Origin of the sequence: Bacillus sp. AFS041924, from assembly GCF_002577195.1 — a bacterium.
In the GTDB taxonomy this organism is placed as follows: domain Bacteria; phylum Bacillota; class Bacilli; order Bacillales; family Bacillaceae_G; genus Gottfriedia.
Window position 1 is genome coordinate 17,672 of sequence record NZ_NULG01000055.1, and the last position, 10,868, is coordinate 28,539.

Consider the following 10,868-nt stretch of genomic DNA (forward strand, 5'->3'; position numbering starts at 1 on the left):
TTTAAGATAAAAAATTCAAGAAGTATTTAATTATTATAACGTTTTTCGTAATAAAGGAGAAAAGCTATGCGAAGTAAAATTCAAAAGAAAACCCCTCTTCTATTTAGACTTGAGGGTTTAGAGTAATCAAATATAAAACAATCAATAGTTTAAACCTGTAGTGGAAATCAACAACACACTGTTCCATTACAATGAAAAATTGATTTACACACATTCCTATTTACTTCTCATAAAGTCCAAAAAGAGATAAAATAAACCTATCAATAATGTATTTTTCGAAGTTAATGGAGGTATTTACTTTTGAGTAACGCAAATCAATCAATGTATGACTATATAGGGAAAGAAAAATTAGAAGAACTAGTGGACACATTTTATTCTTATGTTTCTAAACATGAGAGATTATCACCTATATTTCCAGGTGACTGGGAAGAAACAGCACGTAAACAAAAACTATTTTTAACACAGTTTTTAGGTGGACCCCAATATTATAGTATGGAACGAGGGCATCCAAGAATGCGCGCTCGTCATTTACCATTTCCAATTACAATTGAGTTAGCTCACGACTGGTTGGATTGCATGGCAAAAGCAATGGATGATGTAGATTTAGATGAAGAAATAAAAGAACCATTATTATCTCATTTAAGAAATGTTGCTTACCACATGGTGAATCAAGAATAATTTAAGGGGATTATTATGAGCAAAGAGCCAATTATTTTATTTGATGGAGAATGTATTTTTTGTAATGGTGCTGTTCAATTTATTATTAAACATGACCAAAAAGGTTATTTTCATTTTGCTGCATTACAATCTTCTTTTGGAGAAAAGCTTTTGAAGGCTCATCCCGAACTTAGTTCAATTGATTCCATTATTCTTGTACAAAGTGAGCTTATTAAAATTGAATCTTCGGCTGCACTCCACATTGCAAAAAATTTAAATGGTTGGCCAAAATTATGCTATGGATTTATTTTGATCCCTAAAACAATTCGCGACTATTTTTATAGGCTTATCGCAAAAAACCGCTATAAGTTCTTCGGTAAAAATGAAACATGCATGATACCATCAAAAGATATTCGCGATCGATTTTATTTATAACAAAAAAGAGACCATTTGAAAAACCACAATGAATTGTGGTTTTTGTCATTATATCCTTATTTAAATGATTATCTTATCATTTCAGAAAATATTTTGATAATGCGAGGCCTATAAAACCAACTCCCATCCCGATTAGCCATCCTGAATGTGGTTCATGTAGTAAGCTTCCAATTCCACCGCCTAGAAACATACAACCTACAAAAATGATTCCGCCAATCCCAGAACCTCTATTACTCAAGTTAGAACATCCTCTCTAAATAAATTTTCTCACTATATTCAGTTCGCACACTTTTTGTATTTCTCTATTTTTTATTTTGATTTCACCTAAAAAATTCCAGTAATATTTAAAATTAAACCTATTTATTAGAATTTTATTACTATTTTGTAACAAATTTTATATAATAATATCAGACGTTATAATTTTTTGAAATCATTTATATATTTTTATGTGTAAATTTTAACGTATATCATTTTGATAAATAATCGGAGAGTGATCAAATTTGCAGAAACACAGGCGTAGAAACACACCAGCATTTACTGTATTAGCTTACTTTACTTTAGCAGCAGGAGTATTTTTGTTTTGTATCGGACTATACAATGCAGATATGGAACTAAATGAAAAAGGATATTATATAGCGGTTATGTTATTAGTAGCAGTTGGATCAATTTTAACTCAAAAGGTTGTTCGTGATAATGCAGAAGATGATGATATTATTGCTGACCAAGAAGTACAATTAAAAATGAAATTAGATAGTTCAACAAAGAAAGAGTCAAATAATTTATAAAAAAAAAGGGATCTCAACAGTTCGAATGATGAGATCCCTCTTCTTTATGTGAACGAAGTTTTTATTCCCAAACCCGTTTTAATTTAAAAAATTCTTGTAAATAACCATAAACTGAAACTGGTGACATAATCATTTGAAAACATAATAGGAAAAATAGAAATCCTAGACGATTTTTTCTAATTTTTAAGTTTAGATTTCGGAAAACATAATTTTTTTGATAGAAATAAAGTGTTGAGTAACTAATAAGTGTTAATGGAAGTACTAATAATGTCATTGGTCCTACAATTAGTTTGATTCCAAAAAACGCTAAAATCAATCCAGGTATCCAACAAAATGTATAAACGATATCTAAAAATGGCATCATGAAATTTATACCTGTTAAATACTTAGTGTACACTTGAGGCTGCTGCCAAGGTTTTATTTCTTTAAGCCCCTCAATCATGCCTCTTGCCCATCTCGATCTTTGTTTAGCAAAATGGCCAAGTGATGTAGGAGCATCAGTAAATGCGACTGCTAATGGTTCAAAGTATACCTTCCAATGGTTCTGTAAAAGTCTCCAAGTTAAAACGATATCTTCTCCAATCGCATCTGGCCACCCATTAACTTCCTTCACACAATCAGTTTTATATAAACTAAATGCACCTTGTGCAACAAGTGTTCCTTGATATAATCCCTGAAGCCTTTTTATTGAGGCAATACCTAATAAGTAATCCCATTCTTGAATCCTAGTCCAAAATGTTTCACGACTATTACGCACGAGCATTGATCCTGCAACAGCACTAACATCAGACGGGCTACTAATCATTCTAGCAACTAAATATCTTACAGCAGATGGATGAATTAATGTATCTGCATCTAGCGTAATGACATAAGTTGTTTTAACATACTTCAATCCCTTATTAAGTGCATGAAACTTACCTGGTTTTGATTCATGTATTAAAGTAATATTGGAATTTAACTCTTCTTTCGCTCTCATTACTACACGATCAGTATCATCAGTTGAATTATTATTAATCACGATAATATTTATTTTTCCCGAATAATCTTGATCTGAAATGTATTTTAAAGTATTAAAAATAGCTCCTGCTTCATTATAAGCTGCCACTAAAACTGTAATCGAATCTGTTGGAAATTCATTTTTAAAATTCGGTTGTTTATCGATCAGTAAACTTATAACTAAAAATGCACTCATATATCCCGGAATATAAGCAATTCCACCTATTATGATGATTGCAATTGGTAGCGTAACATATTCTGATAAATCTATTACCCAAGGTATTGAAAGATAAATCGAAAATAAAAACCAAGTAAATGAAATCAAATGGCTGAACCAAAATTTCTTTCTCACGCTAAAATATATTCGGGTTTGCTTTTTCTGTATTGGCGACAAATTTGGTAACAGTTAGTCTCCCCCCTTTTTGTAAAATAAAATATTAATTTTAACGGATAAAAATAATTATATCACGATAATTTATTTTAAAATGCTAACAACTTATGGTAAACAAAGTTTTTAAAAAAACTATTTTAAAAAATAAAAAAAGAACTGAAATTTTATCAGTTCTAGTAGTGGAACTATTATTTTTTAAATGTTAAACCTTTTTCTTCTAATGCTGTTTTTATTGTCTTGATTCCCTTCGGACCCATACCATGCAATTTCGATATTTCAGCCTCACTCAATTGTGTGAATTGGTCTAAATGTATGTAGCCCGCCGCAGTTAAAGCTCTGATTGCGGGTTTTGCTAAACCAGCTGGTAGTGAATTTTCACTCATATGTAATCATTTCTCCTTATTAAAAACTTTTTTCTAACCAGTTTAATAAATCGCTTTTCATCTTATTTGATATCGAATGATTTACATCCTCATATTTAAGAAAACTAATAATACTATTATTTGTCGCTAAAAAATCGAATTGTCCACTAATTGGAATAATCATGTCCTTCTCCCCATGTAAAAATAGCATAGGCTTATTAGAAAAAGTGTTTTTATTTTTAGGGTCATATTTTTCAAACAAAGACAATTCCTCATTCTCTAATCTAATTCTTCCATCTTTTTTACGAAAATCATTCTCTGAAAAAATAAAAGAACTTGAACCATTTATATTAATTAATCCAGCATAGCTCGTATTTGAAAAAAATATTCCGCTTGAAATAAAACCACCCATTGAACTTCCTAGCAGTATTGTATTTTCTTTTTGTAACTGAAGACAATTCATCATTTCATTTTCTTCATCAATCGTTTCAAAAATTGTTTTCCAAAAATATGTTTGTAAAACAGTTTGATCAAAATGGTTATGTAAAGCTTGTCTCGAATCATGGTATTTTAATTCGGGAATAACAACTTTATATCCTATTTCTGATAGTTCTTTACCGAGTTGTATTTGAGATTCAATCGTTGAACCCCAACCGTGAAACATTATGATCGTTTTTTTTCGATTAGATTTATTCGGATTTATTTCATAAAAATTAATCATTTTTTCCACCTAGATTTCATTATTTTCTTAATAATTTTAAATCATTCTAATAATAACAAAATTATTTGAATTTTGAATTGCCTTATGATAAAAAATGATATAAAATACTTTTGTTTGTACACAATTATACTATCTGTAAAATAAAAATTAGCCTATCTACTTTAAGCGGAAAAAATCGAGGATGTGTATTATTAATGGTTCAACATTTAAACGTTATAATTAATCACTATGGTTATGTAGGTATTATTTTAGCATTAACAGGGGGAATAATCGGATTACCACTACCGGATGAAATTTTGTTAACATACATAGGTTTTAATGTATTTCAAGGTAGATTGTCATATTTTCCTTCTATTGTTTGTGCTATTATCGGAATCATTTGTGGAATTTCGATAAGCTATTTACTTGGACACTTATTTGGTTTACCTTTATTAAATAAGTATGGTCCAAAAGTATTTATTACAGAGAAAAAAATTGAAATCACGAAAAGCTTATTTTCAAAATTTGGACCTTATATTCTTATAATAGGATTTTTTATACCTGGGGTAAGACATTTAACTGCTTATTTTGCAGCTATTAATCATTATTCTTTTAAAAAGTTTGCAACATTCGCTTTTGTTGGTGCCATTCTTTGGGGATTCACTTTTATTACAATTGGAAAAATTTTTGGAGATGAATGGGATAAAGTAGCATCGATTTTTGCAAAGTATAGCTTAGTTATTTTTCCATCTGCTTTATTCATTGCAGTTATATTCTTTTTCGTTTGGAGAAAACGTTTAAATACAAATTAGAATTATTTTTGAATCATTGTAAAAGCAAGTAAAAAAGACGAAACACAAAAGTGTTTCGTCTTTTTAATTATTTTGCAACTTCTTCTACAATTGCAATAACCATTTCAGCTGTTTTTACTAGCTCTTTAATTGGCATTCTTTCATTTGTAGTGTGGATTTCTTCATAACCGATTGCTAAGTTTACAATTGGGAAACCGTGACCTGCGAATACATTCGCATCAGATCCTCCACCACTTTGTTTTAATGCTGGTGTACGACCGATTTTTTCTGCTGCACGTTTCGCAACTTGAACAACATGGTCTCCTTCACCAAATTTAAAGCCTGGGTACATGATTTGTACTTCTACTTCAGCACGTCCACCCATTTCAGTAGCTGCTTCTTCAAAAGCGGCTTTCATTTTAGCTACTTGAGCTTCCATTTTTTCGCCGATTAATGAACGAGCTTCAGCTAAAATATTCACTTGATCGCAAACGATGTTTGTTGCACTACCACCTTCGAAACGTCCGATATTAGCAGTCGTTTCTTCATCGATACGACCAAGTGGCATTCTCGCAATTGCTTTAGAGGCAATGGTAATCGCTGATACGCCTTTTTCAGGTGCTACACCAGCGTGAGCAGTTTTACCATAAATAGTAGCAATTACTTTAGCTTGAGTAGGAGCTGCTACGATAATGTTACCTACTTCTTCGTCGCTATCTAGAGCATATCCGTACTTAGTAGTGATTAATTTTGGATCCATAGCTTTAGCACCGTGTAATCCAGATTCTTCACCAACTGAGATAATGAATTGGATTTCACCATGCTCAATATTTTGTTCTTTAATAATTTTTACAGCTTCTAAGAATGCTGCAATACCAGCTTTATCATCTGCACCTAGAATCGTAGTTCCATCCGTAACGATGTATCCATCTTTAATTGATGGTTTGATGCCTTTACCTGGAGTTACTGTATCCATATGACATGAGAAGAAAATACCGTCAACGCCTTCTTTCGTAGAAGGAATTGTAGCAACAATATTTCCAGCACCGTGACCTGTAACACCCATCGTGTCGTCTTCAAAAACATTCATTCCAAGGGCTTCTAATTTTTGCTTTAAAACCTTTGCAATTTCAGCTTCAAATTTAGTTTCAGAGTCTACTTGTACTAATTCTAAAAATTCTTCGACAATACGTTGTTCATTAATCATTTGTGTTACGCCTCCAAATTGTATATGTAAAAAAAATGTCTACAAAGGTATATTACCATGTTTTTTAGACGGGCGCTTTTCATTTTTGTTTTTTAATACTTCTAATGATTGAATAAGCTTTTTTCTAGTCATCCTTGGATCAATGACATCGTCGACTAAACCATATTTTGCAGCAACATAAGGATTAGAAAATTTCTCTTTATATTGATCCATCCATTCAGATCTTAATTCTTCAGGTCGATCACTTTGAGAGATTTCTTTTCCATATAAAATATTTACAGCACCTGCTGCACCCATTACAGCTATTTCAGCGTTTGGCCATGCAAATACTAAATCTGCTCCTATGGATTTACTATTTAATGCTACGTACGCACCACCAAATGCTTTCCTTGTAATAACTGTAACTTTTGGAACTGTTGCTTCAGAGTATGCATATAAAAGCTTAGCGCCATGCCTTATTATACCTCCATGCTCCTGTTTTACACCAGGGAAAAACCCTGTCACATCTACAAATGTGATGATTGGTATATTAAAGCTATCACAAAAACGAATAAATCTGGCTCCTTTATCGGCAGAATGTAAATCTAGTCCTCCTGCCATGAATTTTGGTTGATTACAAACAAGTCCGACTACTTCACCATTTAATCTTGCAAATCCTATAACTAAATTTTTAGCGAAGTCTTTTTGTACCTCGAAAAAAGTATCTTGGTCTACAATCATTTCTACTATTTTTTTCACATCATAAGGTCGACTACTTTCATTAGGGATTAGCTCCATTAAATCATCTATATTTTTATCATTTTTCATTTTTGTAGGTGCTTTTTCTTCCCAATGAGCAGGTAAATACTCCAATAAATTTCTAACGAGCTTAAGTGCGTCTTCTTCCGTATCTGCTTTAAAATGAGCATTTCCGCTTATTTCATTGTGGACCTTTGCCCCACCTAAATCTTCCGCTGAAATTTTTTCACCTGTCACACTTTCAATCACCTTAGGTCCGGTTATAAACATTTGGCTCGTTCCTTTAACCATTATGACGAAATCAGTAATTGCTGGCGAATATACAGCACCACCTGCACAAGGTCCCATTATAACGGAAATTTGTGGTACTACTCCAGAATAAATCGTATTTCGATGGAATACATGTCCATACCCATCTAAAGAAAGGACACCTTCTTGAATTCTCGCTCCCCCTGAATCGTTTAAACCTATAATAGGAGCTTTGCACTGAACTGCCATATCCATTAAACGACTTATTTTTTTCGCATGCATTTCTCCTAATGCTCCACCGAATACTGTAAAATCTTGTGAAAATACAAAAACTGTCCGGTCGTTAATTTTCCCATAACCGGTTACAACTCCATCGCATGCACCTTTTTGTTCATCCATTCCAAAATCGGAACATCGATGTTGAACAAAACTATATAATTCAACAAAACTACCTTCATCTAATAACATGTCTATTCTTTCTCGTGCCGTATATTTCCCCCGTTCATGCTGTCTTTCAATTCGCTCAAAGCCACCACCTTGCTCTATTTCAGATTTCTTTTCATATAGTCTATAAAGATCATCATACTTGCTCATTAAACTCCCCCCCTTTTTGAACAATTTCGATTAATACTCCGAATTGTTTAGGGTGAATAAAGGCAGCTTTTGAACCATCACTACTATGACGAGGCGAGTGATGTATTAAATTAAATTGACGTTTTTTAAGTTCGTTTAATGTTTTTTCGATATCATCAACTTGAAAAGCTAAATGATGTAATCCTTCTCCTTTTTTTTCAATATACTTAGAAACAGGATTCGTAGCTGTAAGTGGTTGAATCAATTCGATATTTATTTTTTTTGTATTGAAAAATGCTATTTCCACTCCTTCGTCTTCTACTATTTCACGGTAAGAAAAGGATAGTCCCAAGTCATTTTCATACTTTTTAATACTGTCGTTTAAATTTTTTACACAAATTGCCATGTGATCTATATTTGTGAACATTTTTTGCCCTCTCCTTTAAATCAATGCTTTTCTTAAATACATATGCTAAAATAGGACAAGACTTGTATTATAATTGTAAATAATAAGTAATCACATGAAATTCTTAATTTAAGGTGGTAATCACGTGAGAAAAAAAACACAAAAAATAGTCGTAATGATTATGTTAATTTCAATGCTTGCTACTACTTTACTTGCAGGTGTCGCTTCTTTTTTATAAAAGAATTGCATCAATGTCTTTAAACAATTCAAGGACAGAAAAGAGGATACATCATCATAANNTTATGATGATGTATCCTCTTATTTTATCTTATCGCACCTTGTACTCGAGCTAATTGTTCAAATGAACTAGTAGAAGTTGTTATTAACACTTTTGTTCCAAATGGGATTTTATCATAAAGTTCATTCACATCATTTGTGTACATTCTGACACAACCATTTGATATATATTTACCAATTGTAGAAGGGTCATTATTGCCATGTATACCATAAATCGAACCATCTGTACCTAGTGCGTCAAATCCAATCCATCTTGATCCTAGAGGGTTTTTAGGATCTCCTCCTGGAATATTCTTTTTGCGCCAGTAAGGATTTTTAGCTTTATATGTAATATTAAAAATACCTTCAGGAGTTAAATCAGCTGTTTTTCCAGTAGCAATTTTATAGATTCCTTGGACTTTTCCATTTTCTATATATGCTAGATGATTTACTTCTTTATTAATGATAATAAACGGCTCACCAACTTGCGGATTCTGTCCAAGTGGCCACACAGGACCAATTACTAAAATGAATGATAAAATAAATTTAAGCAAATTAACCTACTCCTTTCAAGCTAACGTAGAATATTTCCCTTTAAACTTCGATTTCATAATCAAAAAACTTTCCATCTCATTAATAATTGTTAATAGTGCTGCTCTCGTTTCAAAATCATCAGAAGTTTTTGGTAGAGGCATCTCCCGAAACAGATGATAGATTTCTTCTAACTGATGTAAGCAAATAACTCCACTTACGATGGGGTTGATTGAAAAGCTTAGATCGTTAAAAAATTTTGATAATATATGAGATTGTTCGTTGCTTACTTTAATGTCACAAACAGTTTCTATAATTCGGTGAATAACTTCAAGCTGTCGTTCTCTTAATAAAAAGTATTCGTAATCCTCGTCATTCGACGATTTAAAGTAATGGTTGTCGATCTCTAACTTAGAAATTTTTTTCGCATCTTGAAGTAATTTAACCGTTTCATCATACTCTTCTAAAAAACACTTATTAGCTGGTTCTTTTAAATAAATAGAAATCTTCTCAAATATAAAACAAAATTTAGAATCAATTTTAACTTTATAGTTTTTGATTTGATCATCTAAACTAGGCATATATAAATTACAAAGTAAAGCAACCCCTATTCCTATTACAATGACAGTCAACTCATCTAAAACGATTGGAAGCGTAACTTTTTTCAAACCATATAGATGAAGCATAATGACTGCACTAGAAATGACTCCTTCTTGAATTCTAAGCGTTACTAAGCATGGTATAAAAAATAAAAGTAACAAGCCAATAGCAATAGGTGTGTAACCAAAAATATAGAAGAAAAATATACAAAAAAGAATAATCAATAAACATGCAGAAAACCTTCTTAAAGCCGTATCTAATGAACGTTTTTTGGTTGGTTGAATACATAATATTGTTAGTGTTCCCGCAGAAGAATAAAAATGAACTCCCACCGCTTGTGCTATAAAAATGGCAAGTGCACTACCTAATGCCGTTTTAACAACCCTTGAACCGATTCTATACATAATATCACCTATTATTAATGTTTATCTTTATATAGTATTTGATTCGTAAAACAGCGCTATGGTAAAAAAAGGAATTTCTGCAGAAGAAATTACATTAAGACTTTCACTTCTTACTGAATAGATTTCATCTCATAATTACGCTTAAGAATAAATAGATTGGTAAAAATAGCAGTATTCTAAAAAAAGGTGTGAATTTATGAGTTCAAAATATTGTCACGAATCACGTTCAGCATTAACTGTTCGAGTTTTCCCGACTGACTTAAACAATCACCAAACTTTATTTGGCGGAAAAATTCTTGCTGACATGGATATGACTGCCTCGATTACCGCTGCTAAACATTCAAGATTGAAATGTGTTACAGCTTCCATTGATCATGTAGACTTCTTACACCCAGTTACTGAAGAGGATTGTATTTCATATGAATCTTTCGTCGTAGTAACAGGTACATCATCAATTGTCATTTTCGTAAAAGCAATTGCAGAAAATCTGATTACCGGCGACCGCCGTGTTGCTGCTACATCATTCTTGACTTTCGTTGGAATGAAGGATAATAAAACAGTACCAGTTCCATCTATCATACTTGAAACTGAAGAAGAACGAGAACTTGCTGAAATAGCAAAAGCAAGAATAGAAAATCGTAAAAATAATAAATTAATCAGCAAAAACATTGAAACAATCATCTCTACGAAGCCATTAAAGTTAAAACAAAATGATGAGTAAAAACCTGACAATTAAATTATCTCTACATAAAGAAAACTCGCCGATT

Annotated in this window: 15 protein-coding genes; 6 read left to right on the forward strand and 9 right to left on the reverse strand. The window is 31.9% G+C overall.

What is annotated here, in order from left to right:
- Positions 1–300 precede the first annotated feature (300 nt).
- Both COC46_RS14795 and COC46_RS14800 read left to right on the forward strand, forming a co-directional pair.
- The gene (locus tag COC46_RS14795) at positions 301–678 is read left to right on the forward strand and encodes a globin domain-containing protein (RefSeq protein ID WP_369700058.1); all 378 of its coding nucleotides are present in this window, start codon (positions 301–303) and stop codon (positions 676–678) included.
- 15 nt (positions 679–693) lie between these two features.
- Positions 694–1,092, forward strand: coding sequence for a thiol-disulfide oxidoreductase DCC family protein (locus COC46_RS14800; protein WP_098810472.1), 399 nt, complete (start codon positions 694–696; stop codon positions 1,090–1,092).
- A 76-nt stretch (positions 1,093–1,168) separates the two neighbouring features.
- Here COC46_RS14800 and COC46_RS22255 read toward each other — a convergent pair whose 3' ends face one another.
- Positions 1,169–1,330, reverse strand: coding sequence for a hypothetical protein (locus COC46_RS22255; RefSeq protein ID WP_176545165.1), 162 nt, complete (start codon positions 1,328–1,330; stop codon positions 1,169–1,171).
- A gap of 262 nt (positions 1,331–1,592) precedes the next feature.
- Here COC46_RS22255 and COC46_RS14805 point away from each other — a divergent pair, with 262 nt between their 5' ends.
- The gene (locus COC46_RS14805; protein WP_098810473.1) at positions 1,593–1,877 is read left to right on the forward strand and encodes a YiaA/YiaB family inner membrane protein; all 285 of its coding nucleotides are present in this window, start codon (positions 1,593–1,595) and stop codon (positions 1,875–1,877) included.
- A gap of 61 nt (positions 1,878–1,938) precedes the next feature.
- Here COC46_RS14805 and COC46_RS14810 read toward each other — a convergent pair whose 3' ends face one another.
- From COC46_RS14810 to COC46_RS14820, 3 genes are all read right to left on the reverse strand, one after another.
- Positions 1,939–3,279, reverse strand: coding sequence for a glycosyltransferase family 2 protein (locus COC46_RS14810; protein ID WP_098810474.1), 1,341 nt, complete (start codon positions 3,277–3,279; stop codon positions 1,939–1,941).
- Positions 3,280–3,452: 173 nt separating this feature from the next.
- Entirely contained in the window at positions 3,453–3,647 is a 195-nt protein-coding gene (locus tag COC46_RS14815) for a helix-hairpin-helix domain-containing protein (protein ID WP_098810475.1), read from the reverse strand.
- Positions 3,648–3,666: 19 nt separating this feature from the next.
- Positions 3,667–4,347 carry an alpha/beta hydrolase gene (locus tag COC46_RS14820; protein WP_098810476.1) on the reverse strand — a complete coding sequence of 227 codons (681 nt, stop codon included), beginning with the start codon at positions 4,345–4,347 and terminating at the stop codon, positions 3,667–3,669.
- Positions 4,348–4,541: 194 nt separating this feature from the next.
- On the opposite strand from COC46_RS14820, the gene COC46_RS14825 reads away from it, so the two are divergent.
- A complete protein-coding gene (locus COC46_RS14825) occupies positions 4,542–5,138 on the forward strand; it encodes a DedA family protein (RefSeq protein WP_098810477.1) in 597 nt (198 codons plus the stop codon).
- A gap of 67 nt (positions 5,139–5,205) precedes the next feature.
- Here COC46_RS14825 and COC46_RS14830 read toward each other — a convergent pair whose 3' ends face one another.
- From COC46_RS14830 to mce, 3 genes are read right to left on the reverse strand one after another with little or no spacing between them, the layout of a single operon-like run.
- Positions 5,206–6,324, reverse strand: coding sequence for a M20/M25/M40 family metallo-hydrolase (locus COC46_RS14830; RefSeq protein WP_098810478.1), 1,119 nt, complete (start codon positions 6,322–6,324; stop codon positions 5,206–5,208).
- Between the two features lie 39 nt (positions 6,325–6,363).
- Positions 6,364–7,905, reverse strand: coding sequence for an acyl-CoA carboxylase subunit beta (locus tag COC46_RS14835; RefSeq protein WP_098810479.1), 1,542 nt, complete (start codon positions 7,903–7,905; stop codon positions 6,364–6,366).
- Positions 7,892–8,311 carry a methylmalonyl-CoA epimerase gene (gene mce, locus COC46_RS14840; RefSeq protein WP_098810480.1) on the reverse strand — a complete coding sequence of 140 codons (420 nt, stop codon included), beginning with the start codon at positions 8,309–8,311 and terminating at the stop codon, positions 7,892–7,894. The genes COC46_RS14835 and mce overlap by 14 nt, the downstream gene beginning before the upstream one ends.
- Before the next feature lie 124 nt (positions 8,312–8,435).
- Between mce and prli42 the strand changes: the two genes are divergently transcribed.
- Positions 8,436–8,528, forward strand: coding sequence for a stressosome-associated protein Prli42 (prli42, locus tag COC46_RS22260; RefSeq protein WP_098810481.1), 93 nt, complete (start codon positions 8,436–8,438; stop codon positions 8,526–8,528).
- A gap of 85 nt (positions 8,529–8,613) precedes the next feature.
- Here the strand turns inward: prli42 and COC46_RS14850 are convergent, their stop codons facing one another.
- Positions 8,614–9,120: a L,D-transpeptidase gene (locus COC46_RS14850; RefSeq protein ID WP_098810482.1), complete on the reverse strand. Its 507-nt coding sequence runs from the start codon at positions 9,118–9,120 to the stop codon at positions 8,614–8,616.
- A gap of 15 nt (positions 9,121–9,135) precedes the next feature.
- A complete protein-coding gene (locus COC46_RS14855) occupies positions 9,136–10,101 on the reverse strand; it encodes an aromatic acid exporter family protein (protein ID WP_098810483.1) in 966 nt (321 codons plus the stop codon).
- 196 nt (positions 10,102–10,297) lie between these two features.
- Here COC46_RS14855 and COC46_RS14860 point away from each other — a divergent pair, with 196 nt between their 5' ends.
- Positions 10,298–10,822, forward strand: coding sequence for an acyl-CoA thioesterase (locus COC46_RS14860; RefSeq protein WP_098810484.1), 525 nt, complete (start codon positions 10,298–10,300; stop codon positions 10,820–10,822).
- Positions 10,823–10,868: the final 46 nt, after the last annotated feature.